The sequence below is a fragment of the Serratia sp. CY74737 genome (genome assembly GCF_052166775.1).
Classification (GTDB): Bacteria; Pseudomonadota; Gammaproteobacteria; order Enterobacterales; family Enterobacteriaceae; genus Serratia; species Serratia ureilytica.
In genome coordinates this window covers 207715-228329 of record NZ_JBJNOF010000009.1, presented here as the reverse complement: position 1 = coordinate 228329, position 20615 = coordinate 207715, and the positions used below count along the sequence as shown (strand labels likewise).

General features: G+C 58.0%; 26 protein-coding genes. 19 read left to right on the top strand and 7 right to left on the bottom strand.

What is annotated here, in order from left to right:
• Positions 1-1113 (top strand): translesion error-prone DNA polymerase V subunit UmuC (umuC, locus tag ACJ8PE_RS15390; protein WP_442536801.1); only part of this gene is annotated, 1113 nt, incomplete at its 5' end.
• Between the two features lie 445 nt (positions 1114-1558).
• Positions 1559-1963: a hypothetical protein gene (locus ACJ8PE_RS15385; protein WP_197762137.1), complete on the top strand. Its 405-nt coding sequence runs from the start codon at positions 1559-1561 to the stop codon at positions 1961-1963.
• On the opposite strand, the gene ACJ8PE_RS15380 is transcribed toward ACJ8PE_RS15385, so the two are convergent.
• Positions 1960-2178 carry a hypothetical protein gene (locus ACJ8PE_RS15380; RefSeq protein ID WP_070914785.1) on the bottom strand — a complete coding sequence of 73 codons (219 nt, stop codon included), beginning with the start codon at positions 2176-2178 and terminating at the stop codon, positions 1960-1962. The genes ACJ8PE_RS15385 and ACJ8PE_RS15380 overlap by 4 nt on opposite strands.
• A 74-nt stretch (positions 2179-2252) precedes the next feature.
• Positions 2253-2597, bottom strand: coding sequence for a hypothetical protein (locus tag ACJ8PE_RS15375; RefSeq protein WP_033642719.1), 345 nt, complete (start codon positions 2595-2597; stop codon positions 2253-2255).
• A 248-nt stretch (positions 2598-2845) separates the two neighbouring features.
• Between ACJ8PE_RS15375 and ACJ8PE_RS15370 the strand changes: the two genes are divergently transcribed.
• A complete protein-coding gene (locus ACJ8PE_RS15370) occupies positions 2846-3196 on the top strand; it encodes a DUF4377 domain-containing protein (RefSeq protein WP_089196932.1) in 351 nt (116 codons plus the stop codon).
• A gap of 50 nt (positions 3197-3246) precedes the next feature.
• Here the strand turns inward: ACJ8PE_RS15370 and ACJ8PE_RS15365 are convergent, their stop codons facing one another.
• Positions 3247-3549, bottom strand: coding sequence for a hypothetical protein (locus ACJ8PE_RS15365; protein ID WP_197751891.1), 303 nt, complete (start codon positions 3547-3549; stop codon positions 3247-3249).
• Between the two features lie 286 nt (positions 3550-3835).
• Here ACJ8PE_RS15365 and fabV point away from each other — a divergent pair, with 286 nt between their 5' ends.
• From fabV to ACJ8PE_RS15335, 6 genes are all read left to right on the top strand, one after another.
• A complete protein-coding gene (fabV, locus tag ACJ8PE_RS15360; RefSeq protein ID WP_033652019.1) occupies positions 3836-5035 on the top strand; it encodes an enoyl-ACP reductase FabV in 1200 nt (399 codons plus the stop codon).
• A gap of 157 nt (positions 5036-5192) precedes the next feature.
• On the top strand, positions 5193-5756 hold the full coding sequence (locus ACJ8PE_RS15355; protein WP_033642723.1) for a DUF2975 domain-containing protein: 564 nt from the start codon (positions 5193-5195) through the stop codon (positions 5754-5756).
• Positions 5757-5763: 7 nt separating this feature from the next.
• Positions 5764-5979, top strand: a complete 216-nt coding sequence (locus tag ACJ8PE_RS15350) for a helix-turn-helix domain-containing protein (RefSeq protein ID WP_025302459.1) — start codon at positions 5764-5766, stop codon at positions 5977-5979.
• A gap of 637 nt (positions 5980-6616) precedes the next feature.
• On the top strand, positions 6617-6916 hold the full coding sequence (locus ACJ8PE_RS15345; RefSeq protein ID WP_033642724.1) for a hypothetical protein: 300 nt from the start codon (positions 6617-6619) through the stop codon (positions 6914-6916).
• 61 nt (positions 6917-6977) lie between these two features.
• Positions 6978-7403, top strand: coding sequence for a hypothetical protein (locus tag ACJ8PE_RS15340; RefSeq protein WP_197792829.1), 426 nt, complete (start codon positions 6978-6980; stop codon positions 7401-7403).
• Positions 7404-7436: 33 nt separating this feature from the next.
• Complete coding sequence (locus ACJ8PE_RS15335) at positions 7437-7772, top strand: hypothetical protein (protein WP_197792830.1); 336 nt, start codon at positions 7437-7439, stop codon at positions 7770-7772.
• Between the two features lie 37 nt (positions 7773-7809).
• On the opposite strand, the gene dcuR is transcribed toward ACJ8PE_RS15335, so the two are convergent.
• The 3 genes from dcuR to ACJ8PE_RS15320 all read right to left on the bottom strand — a co-directional run bounded on the left by dcuR (position 7810) and on the right by ACJ8PE_RS15320 (position 11103).
• Complete coding sequence (gene dcuR, locus ACJ8PE_RS15330) at positions 7810-8529, bottom strand: two-component system response regulator DcuR (RefSeq protein WP_033642727.1); 720 nt, start codon at positions 8527-8529, stop codon at positions 7810-7812.
• The gene (locus ACJ8PE_RS15325) at positions 8522-10135 is read right to left on the bottom strand and encodes a sensor histidine kinase (RefSeq protein ID WP_033652021.1); all 1614 of its coding nucleotides are present in this window, start codon (positions 10133-10135) and stop codon (positions 8522-8524) included. Before ACJ8PE_RS15325 ends, dcuR begins: the two co-directional genes overlap by 8 nt.
• A gap of 125 nt (positions 10136-10260) precedes the next feature.
• Entirely contained in the window at positions 10261-11103 is an 843-nt protein-coding gene (locus tag ACJ8PE_RS15320; protein ID WP_033642729.1) for a class I fructose-bisphosphate aldolase, read from the bottom strand.
• 496 nt (positions 11104-11599) lie between these two features.
• On the opposite strand from ACJ8PE_RS15320, the gene ACJ8PE_RS15315 reads away from it, so the two are divergent.
• The 5 genes from ACJ8PE_RS15315 (at position 11600) to ACJ8PE_RS15295 (ending at position 17033) form a co-directional block, all read left to right on the top strand.
• Positions 11600-12529: a sugar ABC transporter substrate-binding protein gene (locus tag ACJ8PE_RS15315; RefSeq protein WP_033652022.1), complete on the top strand. Its 930-nt coding sequence runs from the start codon at positions 11600-11602 to the stop codon at positions 12527-12529.
• A 75-nt stretch (positions 12530-12604) separates the two neighbouring features.
• Positions 12605-14089: a sugar ABC transporter ATP-binding protein gene (locus tag ACJ8PE_RS15310; RefSeq protein ID WP_033642731.1), complete on the top strand. Its 1485-nt coding sequence runs from the start codon at positions 12605-12607 to the stop codon at positions 14087-14089.
• A 15-nt stretch (positions 14090-14104) separates the two neighbouring features.
• Entirely contained in the window at positions 14105-15145 is a 1041-nt protein-coding gene (locus ACJ8PE_RS15305; protein WP_033652114.1) for an ABC transporter permease, read from the top strand.
• A gap of 65 nt (positions 15146-15210) precedes the next feature.
• Positions 15211-16131, top strand: a complete 921-nt coding sequence (locus ACJ8PE_RS15300; RefSeq protein WP_033642732.1) for a sugar ABC transporter substrate-binding protein — start codon at positions 15211-15213, stop codon at positions 16129-16131.
• A gap of 137 nt (positions 16132-16268) precedes the next feature.
• Positions 16269-17033: an SDR family oxidoreductase gene (locus ACJ8PE_RS15295; protein ID WP_089196937.1), complete on the top strand. Its 765-nt coding sequence runs from the start codon at positions 16269-16271 to the stop codon at positions 17031-17033.
• Between the two features lie 46 nt (positions 17034-17079).
• Here the strand turns inward: ACJ8PE_RS15295 and metQ are convergent, their stop codons facing one another.
• Positions 17080-17895, bottom strand: a complete 816-nt coding sequence (gene metQ, locus ACJ8PE_RS15290) for a methionine ABC transporter substrate-binding lipoprotein MetQ (protein ID WP_015377546.1) — start codon at positions 17893-17895, stop codon at positions 17080-17082.
• 236 nt (positions 17896-18131) lie between these two features.
• Here metQ and ACJ8PE_RS15285 point away from each other — a divergent pair, with 236 nt between their 5' ends.
• The 5 genes from ACJ8PE_RS15285 to ACJ8PE_RS15265 all read left to right on the top strand — a co-directional run bounded on the left by ACJ8PE_RS15285 (position 18132) and on the right by ACJ8PE_RS15265 (position 20613).
• Positions 18132-18650, top strand: coding sequence for a hypothetical protein (locus tag ACJ8PE_RS15285; RefSeq protein WP_033652024.1), 519 nt, complete (start codon positions 18132-18134; stop codon positions 18648-18650).
• A 147-nt stretch (positions 18651-18797) separates the two neighbouring features.
• Positions 18798-19223 carry a universal stress protein gene (locus ACJ8PE_RS15280; RefSeq protein WP_033642735.1) on the top strand — a complete coding sequence of 142 codons (426 nt, stop codon included), beginning with the start codon at positions 18798-18800 and terminating at the stop codon, positions 19221-19223.
• A gap of 110 nt (positions 19224-19333) precedes the next feature.
• Positions 19334-19648 (top strand): ArsR/SmtB family transcription factor, encoded by a 315-nt coding sequence (locus tag ACJ8PE_RS15275; protein WP_033642736.1) that lies wholly within the window; start codon positions 19334-19336, stop codon positions 19646-19648.
• A complete protein-coding gene (locus ACJ8PE_RS15270) occupies positions 19645-19974 on the top strand; it encodes an SRPBCC family protein (protein ID WP_033652026.1) in 330 nt (109 codons plus the stop codon). Before ACJ8PE_RS15275 ends, ACJ8PE_RS15270 begins: the two co-directional genes overlap by 4 nt.
• Before the next feature lie 45 nt (positions 19975-20019).
• On the top strand, positions 20020-20613 hold the full coding sequence (locus tag ACJ8PE_RS15265) for an ATP-dependent Clp protease proteolytic subunit (protein ID WP_033642740.1): 594 nt from the start codon (positions 20020-20022) through the stop codon (positions 20611-20613).
• Positions 20614-20615 lie beyond the last annotated feature (2 nt).

Here is a 20615-nt window from a genome sequence, read left to right as displayed (position 1 = left end):
GAACCCTATTTCAAAATTAAGCGGGAATTTGAGCGCGCAGGGGGCATCGCGTTCAGCAGCAACTATGAGCTATACGCCGACATGTCTCAGCGTGTGATGGCTGTTTTAGAAGAGATGGCGCCACGCGTAGAAGTGTATTCAATTGACGAAAGTTTTCTTGATCTGACTGGAGTTCGTAACTGCATTGATCTGGATACTTTCGGCCGCCAGGTGAGGGCCAAGGTACTGCGCAACACTGGGCTAACTGTAGGCGTTGGCATTGCCCAAACCAAGACGTTAGCCAAGCTGGCAAACTTCGCGGCGAAGAAGTGGGACAAGACTGGCGGAGTAGTGGATCTGTCCAATGAAGGGCGCCAGCGCAAATTGATGGGCCTCGTGCCTGTCGATGAGGTCTGGGGTATCGGACGCCGGATATCGAAAAAGCTCAACATGATGGGTATAGAAACGGCACTACAACTGGCCGATGCAAGCACTACGATGATCCGCAAGCATTTCAGCGTTGTGATAGAGCGAACCGTCCGCGAGCTACGTGGTCAGCCTTGTCTCGAGCTGGAGGAATTTGCGCCGACAAAACAACAGATCATCTGCAGCCGCAGCTTCGGAGATCGGATAACCGATTATGACCAGATGCATCAGGCTATTTGCATGTACGCGACGCGTGCAGCAGAGAAGCTGAGGGAGGAGCATCAGTATTGCCGGCATGTTAGCGCGTGGCTCAAAACCAGCCCATTTGCCATCAATGAGGAATACTACGGCAATACTGCAAGCATAAAACTGAGCGTACCCACACAGGATACTCGCGATATTATTGCCGCGGCTATGCGTTGCCTTGATGCGATTTGGCAACCCGGCCATCGGTATCAAAAAGGCGGGGTGATGCTGCAGGATTTTTACAGTCAGGGCGTGGCTCAGTTGGGGTTGTTCGATGAGTACAAACCACGGCATAACAGCGAACAACTGATGGGGGTGCTTGATCGGATTAATAACTCGGGGAAGGCAAAACTGTGGTTCGCAGGACAAGGGGCGCATCAGGTGTGGTCAATGAAGCGTGAGCTACTGTCGCCGGCATACACGACACGGCTGAGTGATCTGCCGCGTGCGCGAGTATATTAGCGTTTGTGATTGAGAGTTTTAGTACCTAAATTATTCCGAATTGCTCCGAGGGTTCTGGTAACTATCTGAAATTAAAAGCATGGAATGCAAGGTATAGCAAGGGATTGCAAAGACCGAAAGGTTGATAAGGCGTTGTTAAAAAAGGATATTTTCATTCTTCTTCGTATAAAGGAATCGTATTCGGTCTTTTTTTGTGTGATTGATTTATAAGTAAATTTCACCTAAGACGCCAGCAACAATCCCCGTTTCTCTTTTCGCGTCACAGCCATCAGCCCGAGCTCTCGTCTCACTCCCCAACCGCACACATCGCTAATTTGGCCGCACCAAAAGTCATTACGTCATCTATGGCGCTGATAAGCTTCGGCTATTGCTCCCATCAACGGTTTAACGAGAGTGTCATTATGGGAAATATCCCGGCATCAGGCGCTATAAAAGGTAACCCGCAGTGAACGAGCAACTGAGTCAATTAAAGATGATGTTGCCCGGCTATCTCAATGCGTGGCGTGAGGGGGCCTTACCCTCTGACTGGGAGCAGGTGGCTAATCCTGAAGTGATCGCCGCCCTGTTGGCGGAGTGGGAGGCGCTCAGCGAGTTGGCGTCTCGGTTCGACACCGCCACTGAAACACGCGCCGATGCCACCGCGTTTTGGCATGCGCGCGCCGAGCTGATGGCGCAGCGCAATCGTGATCTTATGGCCCAACTGGCGACGCCAATCCGTTTGCCCAGCGCACGGGTGGCCTTTTTTGGCTATGTGAAAACGGCCGTGATGGACGCCAGGCAGGTTAAGGCGGCGATTCGCGATGCCGGTTTTATCGTTGCGGGCGGCGCCCCCAATAAGAACACGGCTTAGCGCGGTTTCTTCTCAAATTTTTCGGCAAAAAAGAACCGCAGCAATTTATGGGTCCACAGCAGGATGGCGCTGACCACCACCAGCGAGACGACGAAATGCGACAGATTTTTAGGCGCGGCGTAGCCGTGGGTAAAGGAGACCCCCGCGCCGCTGAGCAGCAGGGTGGCGATCCAGAAGCCGAGAAGCAGGCATAAGGTACGAAACAGTTTAAACATGGTTATCACCAAAAATACGGAAAGCACCGACCGAACGGAGAGGCTCAGCCGGGGCTTTGATTAATTAAAACCGCTTAGCGCGAACAGGTATTGCCGCCTTTATTGCTATTGCAGTTGCTGCCGCTGTTTTTGTTGCCGCCTTTCCCCATGCCGACGTTGCCGCCGCCTTTGCTGCCTTCCTTGAAGCAGCCGCCGTTGAGCGCGCCCACCGCCAGGCCGCCAAGGCCGCCCAGAGAACCGGTGATCACGCCGTTAACGCAATCCGGCGAGGTGTGCTTGCCGTAGAATCCCTGATTGGATGACCCGCCCCCGTTCTTGTTGCCGCCGTTGTTGTTGACGCGGCCATTGCTGCCGCGGTTGTCGGCAAAGTTACCGGCACCGGCGATCAGGTGAAAGTGTTTGGCATCGATCTCTTGCATAAAATTCCCTCTTTATCGATTCAGTTAAATTCAGTAAAGCTTGCGCAAGCCAGCTGTTTTTAACAGAAAAAATAGCGGGGGTAATTACCGGTTCGGATAAGAACAGGGGGTTTATTTTGCGATATTTTCCAGACTGATAGAGCACCGAGGAATGATATTTTGGGCGTGTGGAACCGTATCGCTATCCGTTCTCTTGAGCCGGTTAATTTGTTAGCATGGCGCCCCTGGATGACTATTGGTGCAGTACATTGAAAATTAAAGCGTTGTTATTTGTTGCGTTGGCCGCGCTGGCCGGCTGCAGCCAGGAGGGAACCTCGATGAATCAGCCCGCAAACGAGAAAGGCGGCCAAACGGAAGTGTTGTTGGTCAACAGCTCGCTGGTGGACTGCGTGGGCGTCGGCCCGATGAAGTGCATGCAGGTGCGCCGCTCCGCGCAGCAGCCGTGGGAGTTGTTCTATACCGGCATCGAGGGTTTCACCTTCGAACCAGGCTATCAGTATCGGCTGAAAGTGCGCGTCACCCCGGTGGAGAACGTACCGGCCGACGCCTCATCGCTGCGTTACACGCTGATCGAGCAGTTGGAAAAGTACAAGGCGTAATGGATCTACCTTGTCACCACCAAATGGCGTTTCATTTGGTGGTGACGACTTCAGGAAAGTTTGTCTTTTTTCTTTCTTCTGGAGGATTCGAAAGTGGCGAAGGCATGTGCAAGAGCAAACCCTAACGCACAGTAGCGTAAAGGCCAATTTTCTTTGGTCCATGTTTCAGAGTCAGCAATAAACATCGCGTTGCCGTTGGCAAAAAGGGTAAATTGCCAGCAAAGGATTAAAAAACATATCGTAACCAGAACGACATAACCCTTGGAACCCAGAGACGGTCTGAAGACGTATTTCACGGCCAGACAGGCCGCGGCAGCGAGAGTAGAAAAAATATAATATAAAGTCGGTTCCATCACTGTTCCTGGTGATTTTATCTTCCCTGATATTCGACCGAAAAACAGCCACACCATAACGCAACGCCAGAAGCATGATCAACTTTTGCTGATTTTAAGAGGGAAGGCTTGAACGCGCTGAGGGTGCGAAGCGTGGCGCGTGGAGGCATCACGATGCGGAGTTGGTCAACCCTGATCCCTCGACTAAACTGGTCTGTTCACTGCGCTTGTTTTCGCACTTTCTTAAGTATATCGAGAAAATCAGGTATATTGTCCTTCGGTTTTTAGCTACCAAGAAAAAATTACTATGATTATCAAACCTAAAATTCGTGGTTTTATCTGCACCACCGCTCACCCGGCAGGCTGTGAAGCCAACGTCCGTGAGCAAATCGCCTACGTTAAGTCGCGCGGCGAACTGAAAAACGGGCCTAAAAAGGTGCTGGTCATTGGTGCTTCCACCGGTTACGGTCTGGCCTCGCGCATCAATGCCGCTTTCGGCAGCGGTGCGGCCACCATCGGCGTATTTTTCGAGAAGCCTGGCAGCGAAGGCAAAACCGGTTCCGCCGGTTGGTACAACTCCGCCGGTTTCGACAAGGCAGCTAAAGAAGAAGGCCTGTACGCGAAAAGCATCAACGGCGACGCATTCTCCAACGAGTGCCGTCAGACCGTGATCGATCTGATCAAAAAAGACCTGGGCCAGGTTGACCTGGTGGTTTACTCGCTGGCTTCGCCGGTGCGTAAGATGCCGGAAACCGGCGAAGTGGTGCGTTCCGCACTGAAGCCGATCGGCGAGCCGTACAAATCCGTTGCGCTGGACACCAACAAAGACGTGCTGGTTGAGGCCGTGGTCGAGCCGGCCAACGAGCAAGAAATCGCCGACACCGTGAAGGTGATGGGCGGCCAGGACTGGCAGCTGTGGATGGACGCGCTGGACGAAGCGGGCGTGCTGGCGGATAACGCGCAGTCTGTCGCTTACTCCTACATCGGTACCGATCTGACCTGGCCAATCTATTGGCACGGTACGCTGGGCAAGGCGAAAGAAGATCTGGATCGCGCGGCGCACGCCATCAACCAGAAGCTGCAGGCCAAAGGCGGCGCGGCTTACGTTGCGGTGCTCAAGTCGGTGGTGACGCAGGCTTCTTCCGCCATTCCGGTGATGCCGCTGTATATCTCCATCGTGTTCAAGATCATGAAGGAGCAGGGCATTCACGAAGGCTGCATCGAGCAGATCCAGCGTCTGTTCGCCACCAAGCTGTACAGCGGTGCGGCGCCGGATACCGACGAGAAACACCGTCTGCGCCTGGATGACTGGGAACTGCGTGACGAAGTGCAGGAAACCTGCCGTGAAATCTGGAAGCAGCTGAACGACAGCAACATCAACGAACTGACCGATTACCAGGGCTACAAGGCGGAATTCCTGCGCCTGTTCGGCTTCGGTCTGCAGGGCGTTGATTACGATGCCGATCTGAGCGGCGAAGCCAACTTCGAGGTGATCGAACTGGTCTAAGCGCGTCGAGCGGTCAAACAAGGTCGGGTTAGCCCGGCCTTTTTTATTGTCCGCGCGTTGGCGACCACCGCCTGACTCATCAGTCCACTTGATCATTGACAGCAATAAATTATCGTTTTACGATAATTTATTGCTGTTGATTAAGGGATAGAAAATTATGGGCGCTGCGCCAAGGATCCATCTGCCGCTGTATGTGCGTTGTCTGTGTTTGCTCATTATGGCGATGCTGATCGTCAGCACCGGCGTTGAGATGTTCATCATCGTGCGGGACTGGCTGCAGGGCGTAGCCTATCGCGATATCGTCGCCTCTTACCGGGAATATTACCCGGAGCTGCTCGCCTACGCGATCCCGCAGCAACGCTGGGCGCTGTTCGCCACGCTGGTTATCGACATGCTCGGTTATTTGCCCTATTACAGCGCGCTGCTGTGCGGCGCCGGGCTGTTTTATCAATTCTTCCGCGGCAACGTGTGGCATCGCAACAATATGGTGCTGTTGCAGATCATTGGCATCTTGCTGATCGTCGATGTGTTGTTCCCGTCGTTAGCCGGTCTGCTGCAGGTGATGGTATTGACCGCCGATGAAAAAATGCTGTTTATCCTTTATTATGGCGTCAATAGCGAGTCGGTGCGCTCGCTGATCGTAGGCTGCGCAATCCTGGTATTTAGCCGGGTATTTCTGGAAGCGTTGCGGCTGAATGAAGAACAGCTTTCTTTCGTGTGAGAATAGAGTGGCAATAATCGTAAGTCTTGATGTCATGTTGGCCAAAAGGAAGATGCGTTCAAAGGAGCTGGCGGAGCAGGTGGGGATCACCGAGCAAAACCTGTCTCTGTTGAAAAACGGCAAGGTCAAGGGAGTCAGGCTGGAAACGCTGGACAAGATCTGCCGCATTCTCGACTGCCAGCCTGGCGATCTGCTGGCCTGGCAGCCGGACGGCGAAGAGTAAGATCCCAGCGCACTCGGAAGTGCGCTGAGCCTGCTGGCCCATTTCTGCGATTAGCGTTGTCTTATTGAACGATATTTGTTTGATTCAGGTTAATTAAAATAACGGGTGATTAACACTTGCGTATTCTTTTTGTCGCAGGCGATTGCATGCGGCGAAAGTTATTAAACTAAATAAACTCGTTTTTCATTTACCGTCACTACCAATAGCGTTATTTTAAGGGAAATAGTATGACATGGCGTAATTCTCTTCTGGCATTGTGTCTTGTATTAAACGGATGCAGTGCCATTCACCCCACTGTTTCATCCTCATCCTCCTCCACTCACTGGGGGAATTGGGGAACACCGCAGCCCGCAACGCGAGAACAGAAACAGCGCATTATCGCCGGCGAATCCGCCGCTGCCGTGCTGAATGAAGGCCGGGTCGGTATCGGCGGTACGCTGGACTGGTCGAAAATAGGGGGGCGCTAACCGCCGCTCTTTATTCGGCGGGGCGGCAGACGTTATCTCAAAGATATTGTGGAACGGTTTATTATTAATTCGCTACTCTGTTTTTCCGATGCGTTATTTATCTTTAAACGATGAATTTCTGCTTGTTGAATATATATCAACATACCCAGACATCCTTACAGGAGTTTTCAATGGCAAAGCGTATTGTCGCCATGTTGATAATGTCGTTGTTGAGTCTGCAAGCAAATGCGGCCCGTTACGATCGGCAATGCGAGGGAATTTCTCCCGTGCTGTTTCAGAAGAAATTGAAAGAGCTGGCGCATGGCCTGCGACAAGAGATGGCTGAGCCGACCCCGCCCACGGAGAATGAGGCCGAAACCCTGGCGCGTCTGGCGGAATGCGATGCCGAAAACGCGAAAGCGCCGGCGACGGGAGGGCAACATGCGCCCGATCCCGCGGAGCCTCAGGTGTCTTCACTCAACGGCTGTTGAACGGTTCTCTGCGTCGTTTTTCGCAGCGCGCCCCAGTCGGCTTATTCATGGAGCTTGTGTATTGAAACTACCTTCGTTAATCGCTGCGGCGCTGGCGCTGCTGGCCTCATTTTGCAGTCAGGCGTTCATCGATCGCCATTCCTCGCCCGGCGCCTCGACGGAAAGTCCCTCTGCGGCGGGGTGTCCGACGCGGCTGGATGGCTTGTTGCAGCATATTTGGTTGGCTGAACAGATTCAGGCGGAGCGCATGCAGCTGGCGCTGCTGCGTGCGGAGCGGGAAGCGTTGGAAATCCGGTTGCAAACGCAGGAAGCGGCGAGACCTTCCGCGCAGGGGCATCAGAGCGCCCGATCGGCCTGTGAGCAGGGTGCCGATATCGTCCGCTGCCTGTCGCTGCGTCTGCGGCGGACGTCTCTGACGGGGCCGCATCGGCCGTTTGTCGGCGTTTATTGCCGCGCCTGGCTGAATGGCCGGCCGCTGAATTGCTAAAGATAAGAACAGGGATTTGTCAGGAGTTTATCGATGAAAAGGCTAGTGTTGGCCGGCGTGGCCCTGTGTTGCGCCTGCTTCGTGGAGGCGCGGGTGGATTTGGAATACCACGCGGCGCCGCCGAAGGACAATAAAGTCCCCGAGGAGTACCAGAAAAAACGCAGCGCGCTGCGCCACAAGGTGTGGAATGTCGACAGCCTGACGCAGGCCAATGAGCAGGCGATCGCGCGTGAGCAGCAGCGCGAGGCCGCAGAAGCCGCCAAGCGGCAGCAGCGTCAGTTGGAGCAACAGCAGAAAAAGCGGCGCTGCCTGCGGATACACTCGAAAGATCCTCACCGCGAGGCGAGGTGTTACATGTACAACTTCTAGCTTTCAACGTCCGGGCGCTTGCAGCGCCCGGCGTCGTTTATGCCGGGCGGCAATGCTCTTTCAGCATGGCGATCGCGTCCGGCTTCAGCTGATACAGATAGACCGGGCGGCCCGTCGCGCCGTACAGAATGCGGGTGCCGAGAATGCCGCTTTCCGCCAGATAGATGAGGTACTTGCGGCAGGACACCCGCGAAATGCCGATGGCGTTGGCCAGGTTGTCGGTGGAGAATTCGCTGTCGTGCTGCTGTTCTATCCACTCGCAGACCGTGCTCAGGGTGATGCTGGTCAGGCCCTTCGGCAGCTTTTTGCTCTCCTGGCCGCCGGGCTGGCGGCGCAGCAGGCTGTCGACGTCAGCCTGCGAAAACTCGCGCTGCGCCAGCAGCTGCGACTGTTGTCGATAGTGGCTGAGCGCCTCCTTGAAGCGGCTGAACTGGAACGGCTTGATCAGGTAATCCACCACGCCGTAGTGCAGCGCCTTTTGCACCGTGTTCACATCGCTGGCGGAAGAAATGATGATCACATCGGTCTTCTCGCCGAGCTCGCGCAGGCCGGGCAGCAGATCCAGCCCGTTCTCCTGCTGCATGTAGATATCCAGCAGCACCAGATCGATGCTGACGCTGGCGTCGGCCAGCAGGGCGCGCGCCTGGCCCAGGGTGGCGACCGTCGCCTGGCAGTGAAAACCGCCGATCTGGCTCAGGTAATATTTGTTCAGCTCCGCCACCATCGGGTCGTCGTCGACAATCAGTACGTTAATCATGGGTTTCGCTCTTGGCCTGATAGGGAAGGTGCACGAAAAATTGGGTCAGCTCGCCCGGTTCGGACTCGACATCGATGCCGCCGCCCAGTTTCTCCAGATGGCTGCGGATCAGCGCCAGGCCGATGCCGCGTCCCGTTCCCTTGGTGGAAAATCCGTGTTCAAAGATGTGCGCGGCGATCGCCGGATCGATGCCGGGGCCGTCGTCGCTGACGATACAGTGTAATTGATCGTCGTGGTGATGGAAGCTCAGGCCGATCTCGTGGCCTTCAACGCCGTCGATGGCGTCGATGGCGTTTTCGATCAGGTTACCGAGCACGCTGATCAGCACGTGCGTGGTTTCCGCGTCGTCGGTTTCCGGCAGCAGGCTGGTTTCCTCGATGGTCAGTTCGATGCCGGCTTCGTGAGCGCGGCTGATCTTGCCGATGAAGAAGCCCGCCACTTCCGGCGAGTGGATCTTGCGCAGCAGCGCGCCGATCTCTTCCTGGTAGTTGCTGGCGGTATTGATGATGTAGTTTTCCAACTGCTGATAAGCCTTCATGTGCAGCATGCCGAGTATCACGTGCAGCTTGTTCATAAATTCGTGCGACTGCACCCGCAGGGCATCGGCGTAGTGCGCCATGCCGCTCAGGCGCTGCAGCAGCCGGCTGACCTCGGTCTTGTCGCGGAAGGTGGCGATGGCGCCGGTCACCTGGCCGTTGACGATCACCGGCACGGTATTGGTCAGCAGTTCGCTGCCGTTGAAGCTGATCTGTCGATCGCGCAGCGGCTTGCCGCTGGCCAGCACTTCCGCCAGATGCAGCTGCGCCGGCCAATGCTTGCTGGCGGCGTCCAGCAGCAGGTTTTCCACCGGGCCGCTCTGGCGCAGCAGGCGCTTGGCCTCGTCGTTGACGATGGTGATGCGGGAATCATTATCGACCGCGATCACGCCTTCTTTAATCGACTGCAGCATGGCGTTGCGCTGCTCGAACAGGTTGGAGATTTCGTAAGGCTCGAAACCCAGCATGATGCGTTTGAGCGCGGAGACCAGGAAAAAAGTGCCCAGGCTGCCGACCAGCGCGGCGAAGGCGATGGTCCAATAGATGATCCAGCGGCTTTCCGCCACCACCCGCTGCACGGTGTCCAGTGCGATGCCGAGCGCCACCACGCCGATTTGCCGCCGCTGCTCGTCATACACCGGCACGAACACCCGCAGCGCCGGGGCCAGCGTGCCGCGGTTGATGGCGCTGTTGACGTTGCCCTGCAGCGCCGGCGCCAGATCTTCGCCGATGAAATGTTTGCCGATCAGCCAGGGTTTGGGATGCGAATAGCGGATGCCCTGCATATCCACCACCACCACGAACAGCAGCTCGTTTTGATGGCGCACCTGCTCGGCGAAGCGCTGCACGGCGCCGCTTTGATCGCGTCGCTGCAGGCCGTCTATCACGGTGCTCGAGAGCGCCAGCGTGTTGGCGATAGCGATGGCTTTTTGCTGCAGCTGATCTTGCCCTTCGCGGCTCATCTGCACGAAAAACAGCGCGAACACCACCAGCAGCACCGAAGCGATGATGGCGGACACCATCAGCGTGATGGAGGTGCTCAGCTTGAGCGGCACCCGTTGTTTTGGCATGGCGGTTCTCCGAATGGCGATATCACGGCGTATTCTAGCGAGGAATGAGGCAAGCTGCAGTTACCGGCAGCAGGTTATAGCATGCTGCCGGGTCGCGAAGGGGTTATTTTAGTTACAAAAGCGGGTCACTGCTGGTGGTAGATCTCCAGCGCCTGTTGGCCGCTGGCGCCTTGATGGATGATCGCCATCAGGGCGCGCACCACCTGCGACGGATTGCTGTGTTGATACACGTTGCGGCCATAGACCATGCCGGACGCGCCCTGGGCCATCAGCGCCGCGGATTTCTCCAGCACCGGGCCCAGCTCCCCCTTGCCGCCGCCGCGCACCAGCGTCGGGCAGCGCGCCGCTTCCACCACGCGGTGGAAATCTTCCACCCGTTCGGTCGGGTCGGCCTTGATGATGTCGGCGCCCAGTTCGCGCGCCAGCCGCACCAGCGGCACGATCTTTTCCACGTCGCCGAGCGACCCGTAGGCGGCGCCCTGGCCGGCCGGGGCCATCACCAGCGGTTCGATCATCAGCGGCATGGCGTAGCGATCGCAGGCGTGGCGCAGGCGGCCGATGTTCTCTACGCACTGGCGGAAAATGCCGGGTTCATCCGGGATCATATACAGATTGACCACCACCGCGGCGGCGTCCATTTGCAGTGCCGCGAGGATCGGCGCTTCCGGGTTGTGCAACACCGCCCACATCTCACGGTGGCGTGCGGCGTTATAGGCGTTGCCGACGTCGGTGCGCATCACCAGCGCCGGCTTTTCGCGCTGCGGCGCGCGCTGCAGCAGCTCCGCCTGGCCGTAGTTGACCTGAATGGCGTCGGGGCGCGCGGCGATCAGGTTGCCCATCACCCGTTCGATATCTTCCAGACCGATTAAGAAATCCGGTTCGTTGGCGATGCCGTGATCGATCGCCACATCCAGGCACTTGCCGTTATTGAACAGGCGGTTCATCCGCACCTTACTGCTGAGCTGCATGTCAGGTCCTCCTGAGATAGGGATATGTCCATTATTGCCGAGTAAGGATGGTCGGGAAACGCGGAAACCGCAAACTGCGCGCCCGCTCGCAGTTTTTGCCGACGCCCGGCGTGGCGCACGCGCGGGGCGCGTTACCCGATGGCTTTCACTGCATTTGTTAGATCCGTGTCATGTTTTTGTTAATAAGCCATTCCAAAACGCATGTTTCGCTTGTTTGGGTTAAAAAGTTTCAATAATCTCAATTATGAAATAAACATTTAAAAAAGCGGCGAAGACGCGGCTTGCTCTGCCAGGGGTTTATTTCAATTGATTGTTTTTAATCTGTTTTGAGATATCGATCACCATTTTGTTCACGGCCTTAATACGAGGGTAACGCGGTAATTTCGCCGTATCAAAGGGATAACACCGACCGTAATGTTGTTTGAATGTAAAAAATATCTTTCATTAGCTGTCAATCAACAGACCACTTCATTCTAACGATTAAAGGGTAACGAACATGAAGCTGAAGAAACTGATCGCCGCCTCCGTACTGATGTGCATGCTGCCGGCCAGCGTGTTGGCGAAAGACATCAAGATCGGCGTTTCCATGGCTTACTTCGATGACAACTTCCTCACCATTCTGCGCCAGTCGATGCAAAACAAAATGAAAGCCGACGGCAACGTCAGCGGCCAGTTCGAAGACGCCAAGGGCGACATCGCGCAGCAAATTCAACAAATCGAAAACTTCGTCAGCCAGGGCGTCGACGCCATCATCCTCAACCCGGTGGATACCCAGGGCGTCAAGCCGATGATCAAATTGGCCGAGAACGCCAAGATCCCGCTGGTGTTCGTCAACCGCAAGCCGGAAGTGACGCTCCCGGCCGGCATGGCCTATGTCGGCTCCGATTCCAAGCTGGCCGGCAAACTGCAGATGGAAGCGTTGGCCAAGCTGATGAACGGCAAGGGCAACGTGATGATCCTGATGGGGGAACTGTCGAATGAATCGACCCGCGACCGCACCCGCGGCGTGGAAGAGGTGGCGGCCAACTATCCCGGCATCAAGATTGTCGATAAGCAAACCGCCAAGTGGACGCGTAAAGATGCGGTGGATATCACCACTGACTGGGTGCTGACCGGCCAGCAGATCGACGCCATCGCCTCCAACAACGATGAAATGGCCATCGGCGCCATCCTGGCGCTCAAGCAGGCTAAAAAGTCCGGCGTGCGGGTGGCCGGCGTGGATGGCACGCCCGATGCGCTGGAATTCATCAGAAAAGGCGATCTGGCGCTGAGCGTGTTCCAGGACGCCAAAGGCCAGGGCGAAGGCGCGGTGCAAACCGCCGTTCAGTTGGTGAAAGGCGAGAAGGTGGAGAGCAACGTGCTGATCCCTTATCAGTTGATCACCCAGGCCAATTACCAGCAATTCGCCGATAAAAACAAAAAATAAGCCTTGAAGCCTGCCGCAGGCGCTCCACCTGAGCGCCCGCGGCAGAAAACGTGGGTCAGTGCGGAGGTAAGCGGTATGTACCCTTATGTTCTTGAGGCCGAAGGCATCAGCAAGCAGTTCCCCGGCGTCAAAGCGCTGGATAAGGTCTCGATTAAAATCAAACCCGGCAGCGTGCATGCGCTGATGGGCGAAAACGGCGCGGGCAAGTCGACGCTGATGAAATGCCTTATCGGCATCTATCACCCGGATGAGGGCTCGATCAAAATCAAAGGCCGACCGGTGACCTTCAGCGACACGCTGCAGGCGCTGCATTCGGGCATTTCCATGATCCACCAGGAGCTGAACCTGGTGCCCTACATGACGGTGGCGGAAAACATCTGGCTGGGGCGTGAGCCGGCGCGGCTGGGGTTCGTCAACCACGAACAGCTGAATGAACAAACCCGCGAGCTGCTGGCGCGGCTGAACATCAAACTGCGGCCGGAAACGCTGGTGGGCGAACTGAGCATCGCCAGCCAGCAGATGGTGGAGATCGCCAAGGCCGTATCCTACAACGCCGACGTGCTGATCATGGATGAGCCGACCTCGGCGCTGACCGAAGGTGAAGTGGTGCACCTGTTCGCCATCATTCGCGAGCTGCGCGAGCAGGGCAAGGGCATCATTTACATCAGCCACAAGATGGACGAAATCTTCGCCATCACCGACGAAGTGAGCATTTTCCGCGACGGCACCTTCATCGCCTGCGACAAAACCGAAAATCTGACCAAACAGTCGCTGATCACCATGATGGTGGGGCGCGAGCTGACGCAGATGTTCCCCAAATTCAACAACAACATCGGCGAGGAAGTGCTGCGGGTGGCCGGGTTGCGCCGCAGCGGCTGGTTCCACGACGTCTCGTTCAGCGTCAAACGCGGCGAGATCCTCGGCGTCGCCGGGCTGGTGGGCGCCGGACGCAGCGAAGTGATGGAAAGCCTGTTCGGCATGCACCCGGCGGACGGCGGTGAGATCTTTATCGAAGGCCAGGCGGTGAAGGTGGATTCCCCGGCGAAGGCGATCGAGAGCGGGCTGGCGTTTCTCACCGAAGATCGCAAGAAGTCCGGCCTGTTTCTGGTGCTGTCGGTGGTCGAAAACATGAGCATCGTCAACCTGTCGGAATACATCGGCAAGAACGGCTTCGTCAGCCATGTGCAGATGGCCAAAGACTGCATGGCGCAGATCAAGAAGCTCAACATCAAAACGCCGACCATGGATCAGATCATCAATAACCTCAGCGGCGGCAACCAGCAGAAGGTGCTGATCGCGCGTTGGCTGCTGGCGCAGCCGAAAATCCTGATACTTGACGAACCGACGCGCGGCATCGACGTGGGAGCCAAAGCGGAAATCTACCGCCTGATCAGCGAGCTGGCCAACCGCGGCGTCGCCATCATTCTGGTGTCTTCCGAGCTGCCGGAGATCCTCGGCATGAGCGATCGGGTGATGGTGATGCACGGCGGCCGCATCACCGGCATTTTGGACAAAGACGACGCGGACCAGGAAAAGATCCTGGCGCTGGCCTCAGAATAACGAAGGGTGAACATCATGAGTAACGTAAAGATTGAGAAGCCGCTCTCCGCAGATTCAACGGGCAAGGGATCGCTGTTCTCCGGGCTGAGCGGCAAAATGCCGAAAGACACCGGTATTTTCATCGTGATGCTCGGCATTGCGCTGATCTTCGAAATCCTCGGCTGGTACATGCGCGATCAGTCGTTCCTGCTTAACCCGAACCGCCTGCTGCTGATCGTGCTGCAGGTGGCGATCATCGGCATCATCGCGGTGGGCGTCACCCAGGTCATCATCACCACCGGCATCGATCTCTCATCCGGTTCGCTGATTGCGCTGACCGCGGTGGTGGCGGCCAGCCTGGCGCAGACCTCGGACAGCATTTCGCCGATGTATCCGGGGCTGCTCGATCTGCCGGCGGCGATCCCGATCGGCGCGGGGATCGGGGTGGGCATCGTCTGCGGCTTTATCAACGGCTTCCTGATCACCCGCACCGGCATTCCGCCGTTCATCGCCACGCTGGGGATGATGGTATCGGCGCGCGGTCTGGCGCAGTACTACACCAAGGGCAACCCGGTCAGCTTCCTGTCGGATGGCTTCACGGCGATCGGCCAGGGCGCAATGCCGGTGATCATCTTCCTGGTGATCGCGGTGATCTTCCACATCGCGCTGAAGCACACCCGTTATGGCAAATACATCTACGCCATCGGCGGCAACATGACCTCGGCGCGGGTTTCCGGCATCAACGTCAATAAGTACCTGGTGACGGTTTATACCATCGCCGGCGGGTTGGCGGGACTGGCGGGCGTGGTGCTGGCGGCGCGCGTCAGCAGCGGCCAGTCGAGCATGGGCATGTCCTATGAGCTGGACGCCATCGCCGCGGCGGTGATCGGCGGCAGTAGCCTGATGGGCGGCGTCGGGCGCATTACCGGCACGCTGATAGGCGCGGTGATCCTCGGCCTTATCAAAAGTGGCTTCACCTTTATCGGCGTCGATTCTTACATTCAGGACATCATCAAAGGCGTGATTATCGTCGCCGCCGTGTCGATCGACATGCGTCGCAACCGCAAAAAACACTGATTGCCGTGAATTGCCGCCGGCGCCAAGGTTGGCCGGCGGCGTTTTTTTACCCGGGGGGACTCATCATGAACTTTCTGAAAGGGCTGTGGCTGGCGGCGGCGCTGTGCGCTTCCGCGCCGGCATGGGCGCAAACCATCGGCGTATCGATGGCCTATTTCGACCAGAACTTCCTCACCATTATCCGCCAGGCGATCGACAAGGAGGCCAAGGCGCGCGGCATTACCGTGCAGTTTGAGGACGCGCGCGGCGACGTCGGCCGCCAGACCGATCAGGTGCAGAGCTTTATCAGCGCCGGGGTGGACGCGATTATCGTCGATCCGGTCAACTCGGCCAGCACGCCGGTGATGACCAAAATGGTGCAGGCCGCCGGCGTGCCGCTGGTGTACGTGAACCGCACGCCGGGCGACGCCAGGCTGCCGCAGGGAGTGGTGTTCGTCGGTTCCGACGAGCGGGAGTCCGGCACGTTGCAGATGGAAGAACTGGCGCGGCTGGCTAACTATCAGGGCAATGTGGCGGTGATGATCGGCAACCTGACCGACGCCGGCGCGCTGCAGCGCACCAAAGACGTGGAGCAGGTGGTGGCCAAATACCCGAAGATGAAGGTGGTGCAGAAACAGAGCGCCAACTATTCACGCAGTGAAGGTATGGACCTGATGATGAACTGGCTGACCAACGGCGAAACGATCGACATCGTCGCCGCCAACAATGACGAGATGGCGATCGGCGCGATCATGGCGCTGCAGCAGGCCGGCAAAGCGGACAAGAACGTGCTGATCGGCGGCATCGACGCCACGCCCGACGGCCTCAAGGCGCTGGCCTCCGGCAAGATGCAGGTCACGGTGTTCCAGGATGCGGTCGGCCAGGGCAAGGCGTCGGTCGATGTGGCGCAGCGCATGATCAACGGCGAAAAGCTTGAGCCGTATTACTGGATCCCGTTCGAGTTGGTGACGCCGGCCAATCAGGAGAAATACGCGGCCAAACCGTGAGTTCGCCGTCGGATCCGCGTTGCCGGGGCGCCGCTTGCAGCGCCTTTTTCATGGCGCCAATTGCATGTCCGCTTGCGGCCAGCGCTGCGCCGGATGTTGCGTCACACTGAGGCTCTTTTACGGTGTGAGGATAAGAGATGAACGCATTGAACGGTAAGGTGGCGGTGATTGGCGGCGCCAGTTCGGGGATCGGGCGGGCGGCGGCGCTGTTGTTCGCCCGGCAGGGGGCGACGCTGGTGCTGGGCGCCCGGCGCGAGCGGCTGCTGGCTGAACTGGTGGAGGACATTCGGCGCGAGGGCGGCCGGGCGTTGGCGGTAGCCGGTGACGTGCGCGACGAAGCCTTCGCCGAACGGTTGACGGCGACGGCCGTCGATGAATTCGGCGGGCTGGATATCGCCTTCAACAACGCCGGCACGTTGGGGCCGCTGGGGCCGTCGCTGGCGCTCAGCGCGTCAGAATGGCGCGACGTGCTGGAAACCAACCTGTCCAGCGCTTACTACAGCGCCAAATATCAAATCCCCGCCATGCAGGCGCGCGGCGCGGGCTCGGTGATCTTCACCTCTACGTTCGTCGGCCACACCGCGGCGTTTCCCGGTACGGCGGCCTATGCGGCCAGCAAATCGGGGCTGATCGGCCTGACGCAGGCGCTGGCGGTGGAATTTGGCGGACACGGCATTCGGGTGAACGCGCTGCTGCCGGGGGGCACCGACACGGCGATGGGGCGGCAGATGAGCAATACCCCGGAAGCATTGGCGCAGGTGGCCCAGCTGCACGCGCTGAAGCGGTTGGCGATGCCGGAGGAGATCGCGCAGGCGGCGCTGTATTTGGCGTCTGACGCTTCCTCGTTCGTCACCGGCACCGCAATGCTGGTGGACGGCGGCGTTTCCATCCAGCGCGGCTGAGGCTGTCATCGCCCGTGGCCAGGCGCCACGGGCCCTACGCGCGGCGTTACCAGCCTTTGACGGCGTCGCCCTTGTAGATTTCGGCGGCGCTGGCCGCCACTTCATCGGTCTGATAGGCCTTGACCAGATCCTTCACTTTCTCGCTGTCTTTGTTGTCGATGCGGCTGGCGAAGATGTTGACGTAAGGCGAGTTTTTGTCCTCGACAAACAGCCCGTCCTTCGCCGGCGACAGACCGATCTGGCTGGAATAGTTGGTGTTGATGATCGCCAGCGTCACCTGCTGGTCGTCCAGCGCGCGCGGCAGCTGCGGCGCTTCAATCTCGACGATTTTCAGCTTTTTCGGGTTGCTGACGATGTCCAGCGCGGTCGGCAGCAGGCCGACGCCGTCTTTCAGCGTAATCAGCCCCTGTTTTTGCAACAGCAGCAGCGAGCGGCCCAGGTTGGTCGGATCGTTCGGCACTGCCACCTGCGCGCCGTCCGGCAGTTGGCTGAGCGCGGTGATTTTCTTCGAATAGCCGGCGATCGGGTAGACGAAGGTGTTGCCTACCGCCGCCAGTTTGTAGCCGCGCTCCTGCATCTGTTTGTCCAGATACGGCTTGTGCTGGAAGGCGTTGACGTCCAGATCGCCGTTGTTCAGCGCTTCGTTCGGCAGCACGTAATCGTTGAAGGTCACCACCTCCACGTCCAGATCGTATTTCTGCTTGGCCACTTTCTGCACCACCGCCCACAGCGACTGATCGATGCCGGCGCTGATGCCGACCTTGATGTGGTGATCGTCCTGTGCGGTCGGGCCGCAGGCGGTCAGCAACAGCGTGCCGGCGGCGGCCAGCGCCAGCGTGAGGTTTTTCAGCGTAAATGTCATTTTCCCAGGGTCCTTGTTAACATTGCCTGCTAATTTAGGCGGGCAGAATAGTGGCAGTGACTGTAGGTAATCGCTGAGCTAAAACAAAATACTGATTCACTATGACTAATAGCGATTGGCTATGAGTAGCCGCCGCCCGGCGCGATGCGGATTGCTTTGACGGCGAATCGGCGGGCTTATTATGATAGCCGCTGGCCCGCGAGGGCAGACTGGGTACTGAAACGAAGGAAAAGACAATGCGATTGAACACTTGGAGCAAGGCGCTGCTGCCGCTGGTGGTGTTGGCCTGCGTCTCGGCGACTCAGGTTCGGGCGGCGGAGAGCGATACCGGGCCGATCCCTAAACAGCTGCTGGGCAACTGGCGCGTCAGCAAAATCGTGCCGACCCAAACCACCGGTTGCTGGGATCAGCAGCAGGCGCAGAGCCTGATCGGCGGTAAGATCAGCTATAAAGCGGATGCGTTCAGCTGGAACGGCACGGCGCTGAAAAGCGAGGGGGCTACCGTCAGCACCGTAGAGGCGCAGGAGTTTGTCGAGGACAACGCCGGCAGCAGTTCCTACATCGATTTCCCGATGCTGGGCATCAGCACGCCGTCGGTCGAGCGCGTGGCCATTCAGCATGCCGATACCGCCATCAAAGGCATTACCGATCAGGGCACCGAAGGGGTGCCCGGCGACAACGTGCTGGTGAAAGACGCCAACACGCTGATCCTGTCGTTGTGCAACGTCTGGTTTGAGGCGCAGCGCGAGAAGTAATTTCTGCCTTCAGCCCCGGCAACGGGGCTTTCCCACCGCATCACCTCCCGCCACGAGTGCCATTTCTGAACTAAAATTAACCATAACGATATGACCCCGGCGTGATATCGGAGCCTCGGCTCTACCGAGTCCATGACAGGAGGCGCTATGTGTTACCACCATATTGTCATCGCTACCGATCTGAGCGATGACGGCAAACGGCTGGTCGAAAAGGGGGCGCTGCTGGCGGAAGCGCTGAAGGCCAAACTCTCGCTGATCTATGTGGACGTTCACTACGACACCTACCACGCGGCGATCGGCTTTTCGGAGCGCAGCGACGACGGCGTGCCGTTCGAAGAGAAGATCCGCAAAGAGCTGGAACCCACCACGCAAAACGTCAATTACCCGATCGCGGAAGTGATTATCGGGCGCGGCGGCTTCGTTGACGAACTGCGCACGGCGATCGTGGATAAAGACATCGATCTGCTGGTGTTCGGCCATCACCACGATCTGTGGAGCAATCTGTTTTCTTCCACCCGCAACGCCATCAACCAGTTGAATATCGACGTGCTGGTGATCCCGATCCGTTCATAAGCGCGATCATGCCTCGTCCATTCACTCCGCGCTGCGGCGCGGAGTTTCTTTTGCAGCAAAAAATGCCTTGCTCGGTTGCATAACACATAAGTGAATACTAATGTGTTTGTATGAACGAAAATGACATCTTCAAGGCGTTGGCCGATCCGACCCGCCGCTGCATCTTCGACAAACTCGCCGCCGGCAGCATGAACGCCAGCGCGCTGCGCGAAGGGCTGACCATCAGCCAGTCGGCGATGTCGCAACACCTGGCAGTGCTGCGCAATGCCGGACTGGTGCGCGAGGCGAAACAAGGGCGCTTCGTCAATTACCAGGTCGACCCGGAGGGGCTGGCGCAGATCGCGCAGTGGCTGGCGAAGTACCGTGCTTACTGGCCGGCGCGCATCGACGCGCTGCAAACCTTGCTGAAGGACATGGATCAATGAACAAACAGGCCGAACCGCCGCCGCATGAACGGTTGGTGTTGGAATATTCGCTTGATGCGCCGCCGGAAAAAGTGTGGCGAGCGCTCAGCGTGCCCGAATTGCGCGAGCAGTGGCTGCCGACGGGAGATCTGGCGCAGGCTGAACCGTTGGCCGCCACGCCGGGCGAAGCGGTGAGCTATCGCCTGCGCGACGACCAACCGCCGTTTCTCGAAAGCGTCGTCACCCTGCAGATAGTGCCGGACGCCGGCGGCGGCAGCCTGCTGCGGATTATCCACCAGCTCGACGCCGCCAACGATGGCCCGACGACGGTGATGCGCGCCGCCTGACGCGTTAAACACCTTTCTCTTTGTTGCCAACCCGGGAGTTCACCGATGCGTGAGAAGATGATGCTCGTCCCGATGGTGGTGGAGCAGACCAGCCGGGGAGAACGTTCCTTTGACATTTACTCGCGCCTGCTGCGCGATCGGATCGTGTTCCTCAACGGCGAAGTCAACGACGACGTGGCCGAAATGCTGTGCGCCCAACTGCTGTTTCTGGAAGCGGAAAACCCGGAAAAACCGGTCCACCTGTACATCAACTCGCCGGGCGGAGCGATCACCAGCGGGCTGGCGATTTACGACACCATGCAGTATATCCGCGCCCCGGTGCATACGCTGTGCATGGGCACCGCGCGCTCGATGGGGTCGTTCCTGCTGATGGCCGGTGAGCCGGGGCACCGCATGGCGCTGCCCAACGCCAGCCTGCATGTGCACCAACCGCTGGGCGGCTTTCAGGGGCAGGCGTCCGACATTCTGATCCAGGCAGAGGAAATGAAACGCACCAAAGACCGGGTGATCCGGCTGTATGCCCAACATTGCGGCCTGAACGAAGAGGAAGTGGAGCGGGTGTTGGATCGCGATCGCTTTATGACCGCCGACGAAGCGGCGGCCTGGGGATTGATCGATCGGGTATTGCGGGCCCGGTAAAG